This is a genomic window from Hymenobacter qilianensis, from assembly GCF_014638675.1.
GTDB lineage: Bacteria > Bacteroidota > Bacteroidia > Cytophagales > Hymenobacteraceae > Hymenobacter > Hymenobacter qilianensis.
On sequence record NZ_BMFN01000003.1, the window covers coordinates 113,519 to 131,868 of the forward strand.

Below are 18,350 nucleotides of genomic sequence, written 5' to 3' on the forward strand. Positions count from 1 at the left end.
TCTTTGTCGGCATAATCTCACTCAACAATTGAACGCGCCATAGCGTGTTCCTACGACTTTTACTTATGGACGAATTCATGCAAGCCGCCATCGACGAGGCGCGCCAGGGCCGCCGGGAGGGTGGTATTCCCATTGGCTCGGTGCTGGTGCGTGGGGGGCAAATTGTGGCCCGCGGGCGCAATAAACGAGTGCAGGAAAATAATCCCATCAAGCACGGCGAGATGGATTGCCTCTACAATGCCGGCCGCCAGCGCACCTACCGCGACACGGTGCTGTACACCACCCTCATGCCCTGCTTTATGTGCGCGGGCACCATCGTACAGTTCAAAATCCCGAAAGTAGTGGTGGGCGAGTCGCGCACGTTTGGCGAGTCGCAGGAGTTTCTGGAGTCGCACGGCGTGGAGGTCGAAATCGTGGATCTGGACGAGTGCGTGCAGATGATGCAGGAATTCATTGAAGCCGAGCCCACGCTGTGGAACGAGGATATTATGGAGCTGTAATACCTCCTGATTTTGCCGGAAAACTGGTCCGATAACGTAAAAAAGACCCAAGCTCCACTATACAGCGGCTTGGGTCTTTTTTACGTTATTTAACCTTGCCGCCCTAGTTGTGCGTACTCTACAGATGGCTGATACTCCTTTACTTGCTTCCAAAAAGTGTCCGCACTGCCAGCAGTGGTCCGCGTGGCAGCACAACCCAACTGACCGCTGTGAGCACTGCGGCGAGCTACTCGATCCGCGGGCCCATCAAAGTGCGATCCAACGCAACGAGCTGGAAAACCAGAAGACGTCGTCCCTTATTCTAATGGAAATAAAGCCAGAGGACAAGGGCCTAGCGCGCTTTTTCAAAACCATCGTTCGGGGCGGGCAGCTGGCATTCGCGGCCATTCTGTCTTTCATTATCTGGGTGGTGACAGTGGTCGCAGGTTGATATGAAGCGCTGGCCCGAATTCAGACATCCACTGTTTATCGTCGCCGTGCTTCTGTATGCAGGCTACCTGCTCAACCGCTATCTGCTCCACTGGCCTCTGCCCGCGCTGCTCACCTCCTATTTAGGCGACCTTGCGGCCATGCCCGTCATGCTTAGCCTGGCGCTGGCCGCGCAGCGGCGCTTTGTGGCCCACTCCCGCACTTTCGTGTTTCCCAACACCTGGCTGATTGCCGCCTGGGTCTACGTATCGCTGTGGTTTGAAGGAATCTTGCCTTACTTCTCCACCACTGCCGTTGCCGATCCATTTGATGCGGTGGCCTACGCTGTGGGCACTGTGGCTTTTCGGCTTTGGCTGAATAAGCCCGCTTTAGTTAAAGAATAATATTGCGTTCCGAGCCGGTAGTTGTCGCTGTTAAGGCGCTATATACTTCTCGTTACAGATATTTTAAATCAGGTAGCTTGTTTTACAAGGTACTATATGCTTTATTTGTCACGAACCTTATCCACCCTTCTATTCTATGATACTGTATCAACTGCAAAGCCGTATTACGAAGAAGTTTATTGGTTTGCTCAGCCTCATCATGTTGTTGCTGTGTACCGGAGCCATTGCTCAGAACGGTAAGCAAGATCGCACGGAAATTATGGTAGTGGGCTTTGCGCACCTAGCGGGGATTTATAATAAGGAGCCCCAGTCAGACGTGTTCAATCCTAAGAAGCAGGCGGAAATAGCCAAGCTGCGGGAGCATCTGCTCAAGTTCCGGCCCGATGCCATTATGATAGAAGCCGAGCCGTCGGAACAGGGCCGGATAGACAGCTTGTATGCGCTGTACCGCGACGGAAAGCTTGATTTGACCACGCTGCCTTCGGGCACCGGGCGCAGCGAGCGCTACCAGGTAGCGTTTGCGATGGCCAAACAGCTCCAGCTGCCCAGCCCCTCCTGCATCGATTACTACGCTTCTACCTCTCAGTCGCTGCTGAGCACCGGCGATGGTATCGACTATTTCAACAAAGGCCTGAAGGAAATGCAGATTACCTCCCGCCCCCTGCAACGGATGGCCCAACACGATAGCCTATCGATTTACGACTACATCGCCTTGGCCAACCACCCCGACCTGGTGGCGATGAGCCACCGCGTGGTGTTTAATAACCCCGCGATGGTGACCAACGGCACTTTCTCAGCCACCGGCCCGAACACCAACGATCTGGGGAAGGTGGATACAGCCTACATTGGTGCCCACTACATCACGTTGTTCTACAACCGCAACCTGAAAATCTACTCCAATATTCTGCGGGCCCAGCACAAAACGAAGGCCAAGCGTGTGATGGTTATTCTGGGCCAAACCCACGTGGGCGTGCAGCAGGAGCTGTTTGCGGTCAACCCAAACTACCACGTGGTACCCGCTGCTACCTACCTGAAAACGAAGGCCACCAAATACCTCAAGCCTAGAAAAGCAGCCGCCACTCCCGCCTCCTAAGTTACCAGGAAAGCAAAGCTCCAAGCGGGCTTTGCCCCGACTGCGCTCAGCTGCTGGGGGGCAAATCCCAACCTTCGGGTTAGTTACCGCCGTACTGTTAGTGTTTGGTTATAAAAATGCCACCCAGCGCCAGTTGGGGGGCAAATTTTGTTTTCTACTGCTCTATGATCGACGAATTGAATGAGGTGCTGATCGACTACTGGCACCAGTTTGTGCACCTACTGCCTAAGTTATTTATCGCTCTGATAGTGCTGGCCATCGGGTTGGCCATCGCCAACCACGTAAGCCAGCTGCTGGGAAGCAGACTCAGAAAGCGCTCCCACGACGCGCTGCTGGCCAATTTCCTGACCAACTTTACCCGCTGGGCGCTGCTGCTGATGGGGGTATTGCTGGCCATGCACGTCCTCGGCCTGTCGGGGGTAGCTAGTGGAATGCTGGCGGGTGCCGGGCTTTCGGCTTTCATCGTGGGCTTTGCCCTGAAAGACATTGCCGAGAACTTTCTGGCCGGCGTAGTGCTGGCCTTCAACCGCCCGTTTCGCATCCACGACACCGTGCAGGTAAAGGATCTGATGGGCGAGGTAGAAGCCCTGAATTTGCGCACAACGCTCATCAAGACCTTTGATGGCAAGCACATCTTCCTGCCCAACGCCCTTGTGCTGCGCGAGCCGCTGACCAACTATACCCGCGACGGCTTCATCCGGCAGGACTTCCTGATTAGCGTTGATATGGGGACTGAAACCACTTCCGACCGCATCGAAGAGATGTTGCTCAAGTACGTGAGCAGCCACAAAGGCGTTGAAACCCGCGACCCTCATACGCCCTACATTATCGTCGAAAAGATGGGGACTACCTCCGCCGACTTGCGTATTTATCTCTGGGCCTATTCCGAAGAATACCGGCGTGGCACCCTGGAGTTGAAAAGTGACTTGCTGAAGGGCAGCAAAGCGATGCTAGTGGCTGAAGGCTACGTTGTTTCGGGGGCGAATTAATACTTAGTCAGCACGAGGCTGCTTATTCGTTTTATTGCTTGTACATTGTATTAGTGGCCGGTTTCTTGCGGATCGAGCGCTGCTTGTAGTTGTCGTTTGCCATGCCGAAGAGTTCCTTTCACCGTTTAATAGGTCCTTTGTTGCTGTGGCGACTACGCCACGTCAACGACCGGGTCTACCTGATTCTGGTGAGCGTGCTGGTCGGAATTGGGGCAGGTTTGGCGGCGGTGGCACTCAAAAGCTCCGTTCATTCGGCCCAGAACCTGCTGTACTCCTGGGTACCCGAAGAAAATCGGGTCTTTGCCCTGTTCCTATATCCCATGCTTGGCATCGGGCTCACGGTGCTATTTACGCGCTATGCGCTGGGCGGCACGTTGAGCCGGGGAATCGGGCCCATTCTTTATAATATTGCCCGTCAGGGCAGCGTGGTGCCACGCAGTAAGCTGTATTCGCAGGCCATTTCCTCCTTTCTCACTGTCACGTTTGGCGGCTCGGCGGGTCTGGAGGCACCTATTTCCGTAACGGGTTCGGCCCTGGGGTCTAACATCGGGCGCATTCTGCGCGTGGGTCGCCGCGAGCGGCGCCTGCTAGTGGGTTGCGGCGCAGCGGCTGGCGTAGCGGCTATCTTCAACAGCCCTATTGCGGGAGTTTTGTTTGCAGTAGAAGTAATTCTGTCGGAGCTGTCGGCGCCGTTTTTTATTCCGCTGCTTATTTCCTCGGCTACAGCCACGGTGGTTTCCAAGGCCCTGTACGCGGGCCAGCCCTTCGTGCTGATTACCACTACCTGGCCAGTAGAAGCCGTGCCCTCCTACCTGATGCTGGGCTTGTTCACCGCGCTCCTGTCGGTGTACATGATTCGCATTTATTTTGCTTCCGACAAGTACTTTGAGCGGTTTCCCGGCACTTTTCGCAAGGTGGTGTTTGGCGGCTTCACGCTGGGCATCATGGTGTTTTTGTTTCCGCCGCTCTACGGCGAAGGCTACAACATTGTAGAGATGCTGCTCCAAGGGCGGCCGGAAGGACTGGTAGAAGGATCCATTTTCGCCGTTTACCGCGACGAGAACGTGTGGCTGCTGCTGCTGGTGGTAGCCAGCAGCATGTTGCTTAAGGTGTTTGCTACCTGCGTCACCATCGGCTCGGGGGGCAATGGTGGTATGTTCGGCTCATCTCTGTTTACGGGGGCGCTGGGGGGCTTTTTGCTGGCCCGCCTGATTAATATGAGCGGCTGGTATCCCGTATCGGAGGTACATTTTGTGGTGCTGGGCATGGCGGGCACGCTAGCCGGCGTAGTACACGCTCCCCTTACAGCCATCTTCTTGATTGCTGAGATTACCGGCGGCTACGCTTTGTTTGTGCCCCTGATGGTGGTTACTTCCAGCTCCTACTTGATTACCAAATACTTCGAGCCTTATTCCGTGTACACCCGCAAGCTGGTACAGCGCGGTGTGCATATGCACGCCGACCGCGACCGAGGCCTGCTCGCGCAGCTGGAGCCGCTTTCCCTGGTACAAAACGATTTCGTACCAGTCCATCCCGAAACCACCCTAGGCGAGCTAGTCGATATTTTCCGTCATGCCACCCGCAACCTGTTTCCGGTAGTCGATGCCGATAATAAGCTCGTGGGCATCGTCTCGCTCGACACAGTGCGCGACGCCCTCTTCGACGACGAGCACTACACTACCACCTACGTCAGCGACCTGATGACGCCGCCGGTGGCAGTTGTCCAACCGGAAGATAGCCTGCTCGATACGCTCAGCGAGATGGAACACCACGATGCCTGGGCCTTGCCCGTGGTTCGCAATGGCCTGTATCTGGGCTTCCTGCTCAAATCCACTATTCTGGCCAACTATCGGCGGCAGCTGCTAAAGGAAATCGAGTAGCAGCCTTCAACTTAGCAGCAAGCAACAACCTTAGCGCATACTCGGCAGTACCTACTAGGGTATGAACCGACTTCGCGCGCTTTGGCTGAATCTGGATGCCAGCTTATGGTTTATCCCAACTCTGATGGTTGCGGGGGCCATTTTGCTGGCTTTTGCTTTGGTGTTCATCGATTTACGCATTGAGCACGACTGGCTGGAGGAATACCCCTTACTGTTTGGGGCCGGCTCCGACGGTGCGCGCGGCGTGCTCACGGCCATTGCCGGCTCCATGATTACGGTGGCCGGCCTGATTTTCTCGCTTACGCTGAGCACACTGGCGCAGGTATCCAGCCAATACACCCCGCGGGTACTACGCAACTTCATGAGCGACCGGGCCAATCAGATGGTGCTGGGCTTCTTTGTCAGCATTTTCGTGTACTGCCTCATCGTGCTGCGCACCATCCGCGGTGGCGACGAAGGCAGCTTTATTCCCTCCCTGGCGGTATTGATGGGTTTGGTGCTGGCCCTGGTCAGTATTGGGGTGCTTATTTTCTTTATCCACCACATCGCCAATTCCATTCAGGCATCCAATATTGTGCGCAACGCAACCGAAGAAACGGAAGCCGCCATCAAACGCCTGTTTCCCGAACAGCTTGGACAAGAAGCAGATGCAGACGAAGCTCAGAAGCTACTGCGCCAGGCCGGCCAGCTCAGCTGGCTGACCGTTCCTTCCCGAACGAATGGGTACGTGCAGAGCGTGGATGAAGAGGGCCTGCTGGACTTAGCGCGCAACCTGCACGGCGTGATACGCATGGAGCACGGCATCGGCGGTTTTGTAGCGCGCGGTGCGGCGCTGGCATCGGTGGCCGTTTATCAGGGGGAAGCGCCCGCGCTGGATGACAAGCTAACCGACCAGATCAATTCTAGGTTTGGCTTGGGCAGTCAGCGTACCATCGAACAGGATGCTGGCTTTGGCCTGCGGCAAATCGTGGATATTGCCCTGAAGGCCCTCTCGCCGGGCGTCAACGACACCACTACGGCCATCATCTGCATTGACCATCTCGGCTCTTTGGTCGCGCAGCTGGCCGACCGCCAGCTTGCCAGCCCCCTGCGCACTAACAACAATCGTGTGCGCGTGGTGGCAGTGCGCCCCTCGTTCGAGCAGTTCGTAACCACCGCTTTCGACCAGATCTGTGTCTGTGCCGACGGCAACGTGGCCATTTACCTGCGCCTGCTTACGGCACTTTCAGTTATCGGGCAGCGCACCAACGACCCCAGGCGCATACTGGTACTGCACCAGCAGCGGGGCCTGATCGGTGAGGCGGCTGAGCGTACGCTCCACACAGAGTACGAGCGCACCCAGGTACGCGAGCGGCTAGCATTGCTTGAATCCTGAAAATGCAGCCAAGCCAGCAGCAACTTCTGACTCCGAAGATGCCCTGAACTGCGCTGCCTGCTTACTTGAGCTAGTTCACCTATCGTACACCGCATAAGCGTTGTAGCTTATATAAACCGACCTAACCCACCTATGCTATGGAACAATTCTTCTTCTCAAACTGGACAAGCATCGCCCGTACGCTGGTCATTGGAATGGCGGCATACGCTGGGCTAATTGTGCTGCTTCGCCTGTCAGGCAAACGAACGCTGACCAAGATGAACGCCTTTGATTTAATAGTTACCGTGGCGCTCGGCTCTACCCTGGCCACTGTACTGCTCAACAAAAGCGTCCCGCTGGCCGATGGGCTTACCGCGTTTGCCCTGCTGATTTTTCTGCAATATGCCTTAACCTGGCTGTCTGTGCGCTCTAAAACGGTGAGCAAGCTCATTAAGTCCGAGCCGACGCTTTTGGTGTATCAGGGGGCTTTTTTGTCGGCAGCGCTTAAGGCTGAACGGGTTACCGAAGCAGAGATTCTGGCGGGCTTACGCGAACAAGGCGTGGCCAGCTTGGCGGATGCCGCCGCAGTGGTACTAGAAACCGGCGGCGACCTGAGCATTCTCAAAAACACGAGCGACGGCCCACAGTCCGTGTTGCAGGATGTGCCCCTGAAGCAAAAGTAGCAGTAAGCCTTGGGGGGCATTTTATCTGGATATGGGCCCGGAGCGAAGCTATGCTTCCTCCTTCAGCTTAGGCTCGGGTACCGCGGCACGGGCAAGCGGCACATCGCCCTTGCCGGCGGGCCAGCCTTCGCGCTGGGTACGGCGGTCACCATCCGTCACTTCGGTCTGGTCGTGTAGCAGGATCTGCTGAGTCGGGAATGGCATATCGATGCCATTAGCAGTAAGCTTATTTTTGATGCTTTCCAGCACTTTATCCTGCGCATCGAGCACGTCGGCCTGGCGCGGCGGATTAACCCACCACCGCACCCGAATGTTCACGCTGCTCTCCGCCAGCTCCATTACCAGCGTTTCGGGTGCCGGCTCGCGCAGTATCCCTTCTACTTCTTCCACTGCTTCCAGCATTAGCTTGCGCGCCTGGGCTATGTCGTCGCCGTAGCCAATGCCTACGTCATACTGCAAGCGGCGCATGTCGTAGGCCGTATTGACAGTCACGGCGTTGGTAAACAGCTCCGCGTTGGGAATAACCACTCGGCGGCCATCATAGGTTTTGATGGTGGTGGCACGCATCTGAATGGATTCTACGGTACCCTCAAAGTCCTTGTACTTAATTTGATCGGTAATCTTGAAGGGCTCGGTAAGCAGTAGCAGGATACCAGCCAGAAAGTTCTGAAAGATATCCTTGAAAGCGAAGCCAATAGCTATACCGCCCACGCCTAAAGCGCTCACCAGACTAGCGGGTGTGAAGCCGGGCAGAATGATAGTCACCGTTACGAGGATGCCTAGAATAATCATGGCCACGTAGGCCAGACGGCTCAGTAACAGCGGCAGACTCTGATTCTGCCGCATCCCGCGCGTAACGCGTCGCACCCCGGCGCGCACGCCGCGGGCCAGCAACATGAACAGCAAGAATACAATTATCCCAATAGCAATGTTGGGCAACGCGGCCATGAGGTCGCGGCCAATTTGGTTTAGCTTCTGCCAAGCAATTGAAAAATCCATAGGCGCAAAATTTTCTGTGAGGTAGCCGTGTTTTCAAGCCCAGCTGAACATAGAAATTTACTCTATTGCAGGGCAGCAGGCTTAATACTCGCCCAGCTCCGGCTCCTTACGGGCCAGCATCAGGCCAACCATCATGAGCAGGCCCGTCAGAAGAATTACGACAAAGAGGATGTTTTCGCTGACTTGCCCAATAAGATGATTATCGGGGATGCTATAAAATAACAGAATGGAAATTAGGCCTTTGGGGGCTATAAACAGCTCAGGTATCAGGTCCGATTTGGCGATATAGCGCAGGTAGAAAAAGCGGATAACAGTGAGCACCGCTACAATCAAGAGTCCTTGCCATAGGAGCGTGACACTGATGAGATTGGTGAGGGTGATGGAGTAGCCAAACAGCAAAAAGAAGAACGTGCGGATAAGGAACGCCGACTCGGCCGTGATACTCTTAAACTGGTGCAGTTCCTCGGCCAGACGCTCAGGGTGCAGCAAACGGCGCAGTGGTCCCCGAAGGAATAATTCTGCGTTGTTCACGGCTAGTCCGAAGGCCAGAACCAATAGCAGGGATGACAAATGCAGCTTTTTGGCCAAGCTATAAATCAGGACCAGGAAGGCAAAAATCAGGAAGAACTTGATGTGTAGTCGGATGCGGTCCAGCATAAAAGCCAGTACAGCGGTACTTATGACGGCTAAAATGGACACAAATACCACATCGCGAAGGAACGTGAGAATGGATATTCCCTGAGCAAAGTTGTCCTGCAAGGCAAAGTTGAAAAGCATGATGCCGAGGATGTCCGAAAAAGTGCTTTCGTACACAATAAACTCCTGCTTCTCCCCGCCCAGATTGGATACGCTCGGAATGGCTATAGCCGAGCTGATGACAGCCAGCGGTACGGCATTAATCAAACACGTCTGAAATGGGACATCCAGATAAAGCTGAAGCAGCTCGGCAATAATAAGGGCCTGCACTACCAGAATTAGTGCGGCCGCCGCGAAGGAACGCTGGATCAAAGGGGCTTTATCGCGACTAATCTTTAAATCCAGAGCCCCTTCCAACACAATGAGTATTAGACCAATGATACCAAATATCTCCAGTACTACTTTGGGTATCAATACGCCCACGTCGCCGTAGTCGGCAGCCTGCTTTAGCGCGATACCCGTGAAGAGTAGCATCAGCACCGACGGCACTTTTGTGGCCCTTGCCGCGAGATCAAACAAGTAAGATAAGACAACGGCCAGGCTCAGGCCAATCAGGATGGTATAAGGACCCATGTTGGGAAAATTCGTGGACAGAACTGCCTTCTATACGGTGGCGCTGGAAAGTTAACATATCTAAACCCTGAACGCCGACAAATTAAAACGTTTTGCATTTTGGATGTAACCCAAGAGGCATAGTCACCGGGTATAAATTGCGGCAGGATTAATATGCACGGAGCCCGCCCAGACGGCGGCGCGGTAGTGTCGTATCTTGCCGGCCGCTACTTTCCACTTTGCATTTATGTCTGACCATCCCAGCATCGCCATTATTGGGGGCGGCCCGGCGGGCTTGCTGGCCGCTCAGCACTTGGCGGAAGCGGGCCACCGCGTGACGGTGTATGAGGCACAAGCTACCGTGGGGCGCAAGTTTCTGGTGGCCGGACACGGCGGCTTCAACCTAACGCACAGCGAGCCGCTGCCCACCTTTGGCAAGCGCTATGGTGCTCACCAAGAGCCATTTGCTTCGTTTCTCACGCATTTTGGCCCCGAGCAGCTACGCGCTTGGGCCGCCGATCTGGGCGTAGAAACCTTTGTCGGCAGCAGCGGCCGCATATTTCCCACGGCTGACTACAAGCCTGCCCAACTATTACGTGCCTGGCTGACACGCCTGGCCGCACTGGGCGTGGTTATCAAAACGCGGCACCGCTGGCTGGGCTTCGTGCCCGACTCACCCAACGGCTTGCTCGTGTGCAATGAGCAGACCGGCGAGGAGCTGGAAATTTGCTCCCCAGCGGTGGTGTTGGCCTTAGGCGGGGCCAGCTGGGCCAAAACCGGCTCCGATGGCGGCTGGACTTCAGCCTTCTCCGAAATAGGAGTGCGCTGCACGCCCTTCGCTCCGGCTAACTGTGGCGCCGAGATAGCCTGGGGGGCTTTTTTCAAAGAAAAAGTAGTCCGCGCTCCGCTCAAAAACATTGCCCTGACCTGCGAAGGCCAAACCATGCGCGGCGAGCTTATGCTAACCGACTACGGGGTGGAAGGCACGCCGGTGTACGCCCTCACGCCGGCCTTACGCACGGCGCTCAGTCGGGAAACACCGGCAACGCTGTGGCTGAACCTCAAGCCCGACCTGACACATAATCAGCTGGTGCAAAAACTAAGCAAACCGCGGGGCAGCAAGTCGTGGGGGGCTTTTTTGCAGCAAACCTTACACTTAGGCCCACCCGTACCAACCCTATTGCGTGAAGTAGCACCACCTGACACCATTACCAGTTCACCCGAAAGTCTGGCCCGACTGCTTCAGCAGCTGCCCTTGCCCGTGCGTGGGCTGCGGCCGCTGGATGAGGCCATCAGCACGGCGGGCGGCGTAGCGTGGGAAGAGCTGGATGAAAACCTGATGCTGCGCCGGCGACCCGGCACCTTTGTGGCCGGCGAAATGCTGGATTGGGAAGCGCCCACGGGCGGCTATCTGCTGCAAGGCTGCTTTAGCACGGGCGCCTGGGTAGCCGATGCCGTTACAAAACGGCTGGCGTAGAAACGCGGTTTCCTACTTATTAATAGCCTTCTGCTCGGCGTCGGCCAGAATGGCTTTTGCTTCGTCCAGAAGGCACTCGCCGGGGTTCAGCTGCTTGCGGCAGATAAGGGCAAAAAGCAGAAAGAACGAGACAATGGGCAACACCCAGCCCAACGCAAACCACAGCCAGAACGACCGTCCATAGCTATGGGCACAATACCCGGTGGTGAGGGGCAGAAACGACATAGCGCACAAAAAGCCCAGCAGTAAATCAACAAACATGGCGGTGGCAGCTATGGGATGAGCGGTATTGTGAAGATACGCGATTGGCGAGAGTTTCCCAACGCGCAACAATCCTCGGTATACTGGCTATAACTATGCGGGCGGCTGGATGTTGCCTTAATCTGGCCGGAATGTTGCCGCCCTGATATACCACCCTGGGGGGCATTTTCGCGTACGCCGTAATGTTTTCTGGCTCTTTCCTTCTCCTGACCGCCCAAATCGCCCTATGTGGGAGCACCAAAGTCTGTTTCGCGTCTCGGCCCAGCTGTTTGCCGAAGGCGTTTTTAATCTGCTGGATAGAAATTTAAAGCCCGAAGTTTTTTTACTTGGCCTGGCCTCCGCAAAAGAACCCGACGAGCCACAGGCTGTCGTACTTGAGCCCGCCAACCACCGCTACCCCAGCGCCGAGTTTACGGAAGTGAAGGTGCGCGCCGCTGCGCTGGAATCGGCTGAAGGGCCCCGCGAGGTCGTGTATCACCTGCACCCCACCGACCAGGACCGCTTTGAGAAGCAGCGCTGGTACGAGTTGCTCCGTCAGGCTACGGAATTGACGTTGAATGAAATGCCCCCCGAGCCGATGAAGCGCGTCTCTTTCTGCTCGCTACCTGTCAGCTTTAATGGGTATATGGTGCTGGTGGTATTGCAGCTATCGTCCGAAGCATATCACGGCTATTATGCCCTGCCCGACAAGATTGTGGCCCGCGCCAACTCCTTGCTGGCCGCGGCCGTGCAGGAGTTTTTGCAGGATTGCGCCCGCGCCCTGCGCGAATCCGATTCCGACGACGCCCACCCCGTCCTCGACCGCGACTACAACGAGATGCTGCGCGCCGCTGGTCGGCGCTTTATGCTGCGAGCGGCAGCCGGCACCCACGGCCTCTACGATGCCTGTAACGGCGTGGCCGCGCTTCGGCACGAAGGCGACGATGGTATCGGGCTGATGATTGTGGCGCGCCGCCACCATCCCGCCATTGTGCCCGTATTGACCCTTGAAACGCCCATTACCCTCCGCGACCACCGTTCCATTCGGAAGCTTCTGGAGCTGAGCGAAGACAATACGGCGCTGATAACAGACGCCACCCATGTCTTCGGTTTGGGGTATCTGGTGGAGGAAACGCACCCCAGCTATGAGCCTTTATTTATGGTGCACTTCACCAAGCACTACAGCTGGGAGCTGACCCACGCCGATCATATTATGATGAAGGTGGTGTCGAATTCTCCCCGCCTGCCCCAGGGCCGCGTCGATGCCGATAATTTCGCGCATGCCGTGCGCAAGCAGTGGCCCGAGCTACTAGATGCCGGTATTTCGTATCTCTGGCGGCTCACCCAGGAAGCCAGCACCCAATCTACCGGCACTATTCTGGTGATTTCGGCAGGTGCGGCGCAGGAAGCCCAGCGCCTCACCCGTCAGTGCTTCCGGGTAGTGCCCCGCCTGATGACGCCCGCCATTCTACGCCTGGTTACGAATATTGACGGAGCCGTGCTCGTAGACCAACACGGCATCTGCCATGCCATTGGCGCCATTCTCGACGGCCTGGCCACTGCCAAAGGCGACTCCTCCCGCGGCTCCCGCTACAACTCGGCCTTGCGCTACGTGGAAAGTAGCCAGTACGCCGTGCTAGCCGTGGTGGTCAGCGAAGATGGCCTGATTGATTTGCTGCCGCCGGTGAGTTAAGTAGCTCAGACCCAATTTTTCAGATAACTTTATATCTCTATTTATCCTACTCATCTAACACACATAAGCTATGCCTTCACTTTTCTTAGAATTCGGATATTACATAATGTTTCTAGCTCAGCTTTTAACTCTTCTGCTGCAAATTTTCGGGGTGTATGTGCTATACCTTGTGGCAAGGGCGCTGCATAAATATTTGAGGGAAGGCAAGCGCAATCCATCTTCAACCAAAACTTTTATTGACAATCCGTAGCATACCGCTTATCAACCATTTATACTTCCCATCATAGCTTCCGGATAGCGCAACCCAGCAATAGCGCTCTGGGGGGCAATTTCATCTATCTGCGCCAGTTCGGCAGCCGATAGCTGTACTTCCAACGCACCCAGATTTTCTTCCAAATATTCGATACGCTTGGTGCCCGGAATCGGTACGATGTCGTTGCCCTGAGCCAGTACCCACGCGAGTGCCAGCTGACCCGGAGTGCAATTTTTCTGCGTTGCCATTTCCTTAATGCGTGCAACTACATCGAGGTTGCGCTGAAAGTTTTCGCCCTGGAAACGGGGTGTGTTGCGGCGGTAGTCATCCGCGTCCAGATCCTCGAAGCGCTGAATCTGGCCTGTCAGAAAACCCCGGCCTAACGGGCTATAGGCCACTAGGCTGACGCCTAATTCGCGGCAAGCGGCCAGCACGCCATCTTCGGGGTCACGACTCCAGAGTGAGTATTCGCTCTGCAGGGCCGCAATGGGGTGAACGGCATTGGCGCGCCGCACCGTTTCGGCAGCGGCCTCCGAAAGGCCCAGATGGCGCACTTTGCCTTCTTCTACCAACCGGCTCATAGCACCCACCGTGTCCTCAATGGGCGTACTCGGATCGACGCGGTGTTGATAGTACAGGTCGATATAGTCGGTGCCGAGGCGGCGCAGGCTGCCTTCGCAGGCTTGGCGCACGTACTCGGGGCGACCATTTATACCGCGTTTAGTCGGGTCGTTCGGGTCGCGCTGAATACCAAATTTGGTGGCAATAACGGCCTGGTTGCGTCGGTCACGTAGGGCCCGGCCCACCAACTCTTCATTGGTGTACGGCCCATACATATCGGCCGTATCAAAGAAGGTAACGCCCAGTTCCAGAGCACGATGAATAGTGCGCGTACTCTGCTCATCATCGCGCTTTCCATAAAAATCGGACATACCCATACAGCCTAAGCCAATGGCTGAAACAGTTAAACCTGAGCGGCCTAGAGTGCGCGTTTGCATATCGTTGTTATTAGGTACAAATTGATAAGACTAGCTGCATTCTTAACGCAGAGAAAGGCAACGGAGGCTGAGTTTGGCAAACACAAAATTTGGTTTTCTCACCCTCAGCAAACCTGGCCAACGACCTAAACTTGCCGAACGCACCCGCCCGCGCCGTTCTTTCGTTTAACGAGCAAAGCCCTCTCCCTATGCAACCCAAAATGCCCCCCAGACCGGTTGACCCAACCTTCGAAAATGACGAACGCCTGCGCTGGGTGCAGAGCATCGCTCACCTCATGGACAGCCAGTTTACCCTGCCCGGTACCCGTTTTCGCTTCGGCCTCGATCCTATTTTGAGTCTGCTGCCCGTGGTGGGCAACCTGACGAGTATGGCCGTATCAGGGGCACTAGTGCTGACAATGATGCGCCACGGAGCCAGCGGCAGCCTGGTTATTCGCATGGTGCTCAACATCTTGCTCGATACTATTATCGGAGCCATTCCGGTGCTGGGCAACATATTTGACTTCGCCTATAAAGCCAACGACCGCAACGTGCGCCTGCTGCGCCGCCATTATGCCGAGGGCAAATACCAAGGCAGCGGTAAGGGGCTGCTGGCGGTGGTGCTGGTAGGTATGATCATCATTTTTGGACTGCTGGCCTGGGGACTATGGGAAGCGGTAGAGTGGCTGTGGACGTATGGGGGGCAAAACTGGTGGTAGTCGGGAGAGTTTTTGAAGGTTGACTTGTTAGTAAGGTAAATAGGCGCAGCGCAAGCGTTCGCGCCGTACTTTTGCCCCGTGAAATTCTTCCGATCAACCTCGTTTTTCTGTCTGCTGGGCGCTTTACTGCTGTCCTCCTGCCTGTCGCTGCAAAGCGAGGAGCAGCAGGCCGAAGCCGCTGAAAAAGCTGTGATGGCCAAGCACGATGAGTTTATGGCCCAGATGGATCAGCTGTATACGCTGCGCCAGCAGCTTCAGCGCGCCACCCTGCCCGATACTACCGAAGCTGGCCGGCGCCGCCGCTCCCTGCTGCGGGCCGACGCGGCCATGATGGGCTGGATGCACCAGTACCGTCGCCCCGCCGACACGGTAGCGCACGAGCAGGTAATGGCTTATTTTGCCGCTCAGGAGCACAAAATCGATTCTGTGGGTCGCCTGATGCGCAACAGTATCGATTCGGCCCGCCTGGTACTTGGTACGAAGGCAGGTAATTCCTCTAATTCGTCTACCAAATGATAAATTTGCTTTTCACCCGCGCCCGCCGGGCCGGCATTCTAGTGGGCAGTGGTGCCCTGCTCCTGCTCGCCGCCTGTCAGAGCCAACCCGATACTGCTGCTGACCGCCTACCGTATCTGGGTGAACGTGAGGTAGTACCACGTGCTGATGGCGGCCCGGCCGACACGCTCTACGCCACCATTCCCCGCTTTACGCTCACCAACCAGGACAGCATCACCATCACCAACGACACCTTCAAAAACAAGGTGTACGTGGCCGATTTCTTCTTCGCCACCTGCCCCAGCATCTGCCCCAAAATGCAGAGTGAAATGCTGCGCGTGTACGAGAAGTTCAAGGATGATCCGCGGGTGCTTTTCCTTTCCCACACCATCGACCCGGCGCACGATTCGGTAGCCGTGCTGCGCGACTATGCCCAGCGCTTGGGTATTCAGAACGCCAGCCGCTGGCACTTCGCCACCGCTCCGCATGATACTATTTTCAGCCTGGCTCGTGCCTATTACGTGCCGGCCGAAAAAGACGATAAGGTAGCCGGAGGCTTTGCGCACAGCGGCGCTTTCACCCTCGTTGACTCCAAGCGCCGCGTGCGGGGCCTCTACGATGGCATGAACCCAGATGAAGTCGCCCGCCTGATGGAGGATTTGCCGGTATTACTGAAAGAAGAAGCCGAAAACGCTTCCCAGGCTAAGCTATGAGGTGGCGCGCAGCAGATTTGTTGCGGCTGGGGGGCTTTTTGGCGGCCGGAACCCTGGCTGCCGGCTGCTTCACTGATCGTCAGAATGCCGGCGCGCGCCTTTATGCCCAGCACTGCGCGCACTGCCACGGCGACGAGGGCCAAGGATTGAAACGCCTCATCCCGCCCCTGGCCGGCGCCGACTACGTGGCCGAAAACCGCAATTTTCTGGCCTGCCTGGTGCGCCGCGGGGTGAACGGGCCCATGGTCGTTAATGGTATCACCTTCAACCAGGTAATGCCCGGCCACGAAGACCTAACCGATTCGGAAATTACTAATCTGCTGAACTTTGTGCAGTCGTCATGGGGTAATAAAGGCAAACCGTTCACGATTCGGGAGGTGTCGGAGAAGCTCCAGGCCTGTGCCGGCAGCGACGGACAGTAGCTGGTATTAGGGCAGATGATGCAAGGCGCAGTGTAAGCCTGCATCACTTCAACTTGCTGATTTATAAGTTTGATACCCGCCACTGTATTCTTCAAACCTGTAATTGCCCCTATTTTTCACGGTTATCCTCAGCTTTCCTCCTTAGCTTGCCATCTCAAATTACTGTAGTGTTATGGGTCTGTTCGACTTTCTGAAATCCAAAAAACAACCTGTTCAAACCCCGGCACCCGCCGATCCTGCTCCTGCCAGCGCTGCGCCAGCTACGGGTCCGCGCTATAAGGGGGCCAATTTTACCTCGCCCGTAGCGCCTCCACCGCCCGCTCCGGTATTGCCACCCCCACCTCCTCCCATGCCTTCTTTCGAGCCCGTGAACCGCCTCGAAGAAATGCTGCTGCACGCCGCCGCCGACCCCGATGCGCGCCCCGGTTTCTATCAGGCTCTGTTGCAGGAAGATGTATTGGTGCTTACCCAACCCAAGGAAGGCCAGCCAGGGGGCGAAATACCCGTGACGGAGAACATGGAAGTGCAGCTACAGGTATTGCACGATGGCAAAATTCCGGTCTTCACGTCGCCAGGGCGGATTTTTGATAGCAGCGTCGTTAAGGAGGAAGTGCCTTACCTGCGGTTGTCGGGCTTCGATTTGTTTCAGATGGTGAAAGGCGCTGACTGTGCGCTGAACCCGTTTTCCAGCCTGGGCAAGCTACTGATGGCCAACGAGCTAGAGGATTTATTAGCCGGTCATCTATTTCAAGCCCCTGCCCACCAGATTCCGCCTGACACGCAGGTACTCCTGGGTCAGCCCGCGGAGGTGCCCACGGCTCTGATAGAATCGCTGAGCACGTATGCCGCCGATCAGCCGCTGATTCGGGCTATTTATCTGGCTGAACTGCAACTCCCCGACAGCCCGGAGCCGGCTCGTTTGCTGCTTGGCTTTGAGGTAGAAGGCGATGACACCTCGTTCCTACAGGAAATTGGTGCCGTCATTCAGCATCACCTCGATGCCAGCCATCAGTTCGTTGATATTGTGCTTATTAGCCCCGAGTCGGAGGAGCCGCTAAGCCACTATTTCTACCAGAACGAGCCCATTTATAAGCGCAGCGAGTAGCCCGAAAGGGTTACTTCGCCTTCTGGCGCGCTACGCGGTCGAACACGGGCCGCAACCCGTAGAACAAGCCGGGTACCAATACTACGGACGCCAGCAGCCACAGCAAAAAGCCCCCCAGACTAGCGCGCCAAAGCAAACGGGCCGCTTCCACCCAGTCGGTGCTGAGCAGGTGCTGCAGCTGCGTCAGGGTTAGCTCAGTATCCGTCCCGTCGCCCACCACGCGGGCTCCGAGTTGGAGCAGCGGAATGAGCAACAGCAGCTGCAATGGGCTCATTAGATGACTGATGAGTAATAATGCCGCTACGTTCAGGCGCAGCCTTACGGCCGCAAATGTGCTGAGCAGCGTCGTGACTCCCAGAACCGGAATCAGCCCGAACACCACTCCCAAAGCTACCGTGAGGGCCAGCTGCGTAGGAGAAAGCCCTTGCTGTAGCAAGCCCAGCAGCGGCATGAGTATCCGGCGTCGCAGCCAACCGGCGCGGGGCGGCGTGGTGGACGTGTCGGGAGGTGATGTCTGCGGAATTATTTGCTCACTCATACATCACGACAACAGATCATGAAAGACCTCAGTAGCTACGCTCATTTACTGGAACAGAAGCCCGCCAAGGTTATTTTGTGCATTCTTTCCGCTTATTTCATCTTCAAAGCCGGAGCCAGCGCAGGCGAGTTTTTTTACTATCTGAATCGCTAGCATTCTC

Annotated in this window: 20 protein-coding genes; 15 read left to right on the forward strand and 5 right to left on the reverse strand. The window is 56.1% G+C overall.

Annotated features, from left to right (window positions below; genetic code table 11):
- Positions 1-65 precede the first annotated feature (65 nt).
- The 8 genes from IEW06_RS15090 (at position 66) to IEW06_RS15125 (ending at position 7,311) form a co-directional block, all read left to right on the forward strand.
- The gene (locus tag IEW06_RS15090) at positions 66-500 is read left to right on the forward strand and encodes a nucleoside deaminase (protein ID WP_188548530.1); all 435 of its coding nucleotides are present in this window, start codon (positions 66-68) and stop codon (positions 498-500) included.
- 109 nt (positions 501-609) lie between these two features.
- The gene (locus tag IEW06_RS15095) at positions 610-930 is read left to right on the forward strand and encodes a hypothetical protein (protein ID WP_187731967.1); all 321 of its coding nucleotides are present in this window, start codon (positions 610-612) and stop codon (positions 928-930) included.
- Between the two features lies 1 nt (position 931).
- A complete protein-coding gene (locus IEW06_RS15100) occupies positions 932-1,312 on the forward strand; it encodes a hypothetical protein (protein WP_188548531.1) in 381 nt (126 codons plus the stop codon).
- Positions 1,313-1,448: 136 nt separating this feature from the next.
- Positions 1,449-2,405, forward strand: coding sequence for a DUF5694 domain-containing protein (locus IEW06_RS15105; protein WP_223284529.1), 957 nt, complete (start codon positions 1,449-1,451; stop codon positions 2,403-2,405).
- 164 nt (positions 2,406-2,569) lie between these two features.
- A complete protein-coding gene (locus IEW06_RS15110) occupies positions 2,570-3,394 on the forward strand; it encodes a mechanosensitive ion channel family protein (RefSeq protein WP_188548532.1) in 825 nt (274 codons plus the stop codon).
- A 101-nt stretch (positions 3,395-3,495) separates the two neighbouring features.
- Complete coding sequence (locus IEW06_RS15115; protein WP_188548533.1) at positions 3,496-5,274, forward strand: chloride channel protein; 1,779 nt, start codon at positions 3,496-3,498, stop codon at positions 5,272-5,274.
- Between the two features lie 61 nt (positions 5,275-5,335).
- On the forward strand, positions 5,336-6,649 hold the full coding sequence (locus IEW06_RS15120) for a DUF2254 domain-containing protein (protein ID WP_187731961.1): 1,314 nt from the start codon (positions 5,336-5,338) through the stop codon (positions 6,647-6,649).
- A gap of 137 nt (positions 6,650-6,786) precedes the next feature.
- Positions 6,787-7,311, forward strand: coding sequence for a DUF421 domain-containing protein (locus IEW06_RS15125; RefSeq protein ID WP_187731960.1), 525 nt, complete (start codon positions 6,787-6,789; stop codon positions 7,309-7,311).
- A gap of 48 nt (positions 7,312-7,359) precedes the next feature.
- Here IEW06_RS15125 and IEW06_RS15130 read toward each other — a convergent pair whose 3' ends face one another.
- Both IEW06_RS15130 and IEW06_RS15135 read right to left on the reverse strand, forming a co-directional pair.
- Positions 7,360-8,310 (reverse strand): mechanosensitive ion channel family protein, encoded by a 951-nt coding sequence (locus IEW06_RS15130; RefSeq protein ID WP_187731959.1) that lies wholly within the window; start codon positions 8,308-8,310, stop codon positions 7,360-7,362.
- 81 nt (positions 8,311-8,391) lie between these two features.
- The gene (locus IEW06_RS15135) at positions 8,392-9,579 is read right to left on the reverse strand and encodes a cation:proton antiporter domain-containing protein (protein WP_187731958.1); all 1,188 of its coding nucleotides are present in this window, start codon (positions 9,577-9,579) and stop codon (positions 8,392-8,394) included.
- Positions 9,580-9,805: 226 nt separating this feature from the next.
- Between IEW06_RS15135 and IEW06_RS15140 the strand changes: the two genes are divergently transcribed.
- Positions 9,806-11,035, forward strand: a complete 1,230-nt coding sequence (locus tag IEW06_RS15140) for a BaiN/RdsA family NAD(P)/FAD-dependent oxidoreductase (protein WP_187731957.1) — start codon at positions 9,806-9,808, stop codon at positions 11,033-11,035.
- A gap of 12 nt (positions 11,036-11,047) precedes the next feature.
- Here IEW06_RS15140 and IEW06_RS15145 read toward each other — a convergent pair whose 3' ends face one another.
- A complete protein-coding gene (locus IEW06_RS15145) occupies positions 11,048-11,296 on the reverse strand; it encodes a hypothetical protein (protein ID WP_187309497.1) in 249 nt (82 codons plus the stop codon).
- Positions 11,297-11,522: 226 nt separating this feature from the next.
- Here IEW06_RS15145 and IEW06_RS15150 point away from each other — a divergent pair, with 226 nt between their 5' ends.
- Entirely contained in the window at positions 11,523-12,968 is a 1,446-nt protein-coding gene (locus IEW06_RS15150; protein ID WP_187731955.1) for a diadenylate cyclase, read from the forward strand.
- Between the two features lie 261 nt (positions 12,969-13,229).
- Here the strand turns inward: IEW06_RS15150 and IEW06_RS15155 are convergent, their stop codons facing one another.
- Entirely contained in the window at positions 13,230-14,219 is a 990-nt protein-coding gene (locus IEW06_RS15155; RefSeq protein WP_187731954.1) for an aldo/keto reductase, read from the reverse strand.
- Between the two features lie 188 nt (positions 14,220-14,407).
- On the opposite strand from IEW06_RS15155, the gene IEW06_RS15160 reads away from it, so the two are divergent.
- The 5 genes from IEW06_RS15160 (at position 14,408) to IEW06_RS15180 (ending at position 17,652) form a co-directional block, all read left to right on the forward strand.
- The gene (locus IEW06_RS15160) at positions 14,408-14,917 is read left to right on the forward strand and encodes a DUF4112 domain-containing protein (RefSeq protein WP_223284528.1); all 510 of its coding nucleotides are present in this window, start codon (positions 14,408-14,410) and stop codon (positions 14,915-14,917) included.
- A gap of 78 nt (positions 14,918-14,995) precedes the next feature.
- Positions 14,996-15,433 carry a hypothetical protein gene (locus tag IEW06_RS15165; RefSeq protein ID WP_187731953.1) on the forward strand — a complete coding sequence of 146 codons (438 nt, stop codon included), beginning with the start codon at positions 14,996-14,998 and terminating at the stop codon, positions 15,431-15,433.
- Positions 15,430-16,125, forward strand: coding sequence for an SCO family protein (locus IEW06_RS15170; RefSeq protein WP_187731952.1), 696 nt, complete (start codon positions 15,430-15,432; stop codon positions 16,123-16,125). The genes IEW06_RS15165 and IEW06_RS15170 overlap by 4 nt, the downstream gene beginning before the upstream one ends.
- The gene (locus IEW06_RS15175) at positions 16,122-16,547 is read left to right on the forward strand and encodes a c-type cytochrome (RefSeq protein ID WP_187731951.1); all 426 of its coding nucleotides are present in this window, start codon (positions 16,122-16,124) and stop codon (positions 16,545-16,547) included. The genes IEW06_RS15170 and IEW06_RS15175 overlap by 4 nt, the downstream gene beginning before the upstream one ends.
- Before the next feature lie 172 nt (positions 16,548-16,719).
- Complete coding sequence (locus tag IEW06_RS15180) at positions 16,720-17,652, forward strand: enhanced serine sensitivity protein SseB C-terminal domain-containing protein (protein ID WP_187731950.1); 933 nt, start codon at positions 16,720-16,722, stop codon at positions 17,650-17,652.
- 10 nt (positions 17,653-17,662) lie between these two features.
- Here IEW06_RS15180 and IEW06_RS15185 read toward each other — a convergent pair whose 3' ends face one another.
- Positions 17,663-18,190 (reverse strand): DUF2062 domain-containing protein, encoded by a 528-nt coding sequence (locus IEW06_RS15185; RefSeq protein ID WP_187731949.1) that lies wholly within the window; start codon positions 18,188-18,190, stop codon positions 17,663-17,665.
- Positions 18,191-18,350 lie beyond the last annotated feature (160 nt).

What these genes read in the sequence shown, in the direction of transcription:
- IEW06_RS15090 (WP_188548530.1), top strand. Translation starts at nt 66, where the DNA reads ATGGACGAATTCATGCAAGCCGCCATCGACGAGGCGCGCCAGGGCCGC.
- IEW06_RS15100 (WP_188548531.1), top strand. Translation starts at nt 932, where the DNA reads ATGAAGCGCTGGCCCGAATTCAGACATCCACTGTTTATCGTCGCCGTG.
- IEW06_RS15105 (WP_223284529.1), top strand. Translation starts at nt 1,449, where the DNA reads ATGATACTGTATCAACTGCAAAGCCGTATTACGAAGAAGTTTATTGGT.
- IEW06_RS15110 (WP_188548532.1), top strand. Translation starts at nt 2,570, where the DNA reads ATGATCGACGAATTGAATGAGGTGCTGATCGACTACTGGCACCAGTTT.
- IEW06_RS15115 (WP_188548533.1), top strand. Translation starts at nt 3,496, where the DNA reads ATGCCGAAGAGTTCCTTTCACCGTTTAATAGGTCCTTTGTTGCTGTGG.
- IEW06_RS15120 (WP_187731961.1), top strand. Translation starts at nt 5,336, where the DNA reads ATGAACCGACTTCGCGCGCTTTGGCTGAATCTGGATGCCAGCTTATGG.
- IEW06_RS15125 (WP_187731960.1), top strand. Translation starts at nt 6,787, where the DNA reads ATGGAACAATTCTTCTTCTCAAACTGGACAAGCATCGCCCGTACGCTG.
- IEW06_RS15130 (WP_187731959.1), bottom strand. Translation starts at nt 8,310, where the DNA reads ATGGATTTTTCAATTGCTTGGCAGAAGCTAAACCAAATTGGCCGCGAC.
- IEW06_RS15135 (WP_187731958.1), bottom strand. Translation starts at nt 9,579, where the DNA reads ATGGGTCCTTATACCATCCTGATTGGCCTGAGCCTGGCCGTTGTCTTA.
- IEW06_RS15140 (WP_187731957.1), top strand. Translation starts at nt 9,806, where the DNA reads ATGTCTGACCATCCCAGCATCGCCATTATTGGGGGCGGCCCGGCGGGC.
- IEW06_RS15145 (WP_187309497.1), bottom strand. Translation starts at nt 11,296, where the DNA reads ATGTTTGTTGATTTACTGCTGGGCTTTTTGTGCGCTATGTCGTTTCTG.
- IEW06_RS15150 (WP_187731955.1), top strand. Translation starts at nt 11,523, where the DNA reads ATGTGGGAGCACCAAAGTCTGTTTCGCGTCTCGGCCCAGCTGTTTGCC.
- IEW06_RS15155 (WP_187731954.1), bottom strand. Translation starts at nt 14,219, where the DNA reads ATGCAAACGCGCACTCTAGGCCGCTCAGGTTTAACTGTTTCAGCCATT.
- IEW06_RS15160 (WP_223284528.1), top strand. Translation starts at nt 14,408, where the DNA reads ATGCAACCCAAAATGCCCCCCAGACCGGTTGACCCAACCTTCGAAAAT.
- IEW06_RS15170 (WP_187731952.1), top strand. Translation starts at nt 15,430, where the DNA reads ATGATAAATTTGCTTTTCACCCGCGCCCGCCGGGCCGGCATTCTAGTG.
- IEW06_RS15175 (WP_187731951.1), top strand. Translation starts at nt 16,122, where the DNA reads ATGAGGTGGCGCGCAGCAGATTTGTTGCGGCTGGGGGGCTTTTTGGCG.
- IEW06_RS15180 (WP_187731950.1), top strand. Translation starts at nt 16,720, where the DNA reads ATGGGTCTGTTCGACTTTCTGAAATCCAAAAAACAACCTGTTCAAACC.
- IEW06_RS15185 (WP_187731949.1), bottom strand. Translation starts at nt 18,190, where the DNA reads ATGAGTGAGCAAATAATTCCGCAGACATCACCTCCCGACACGTCCACC.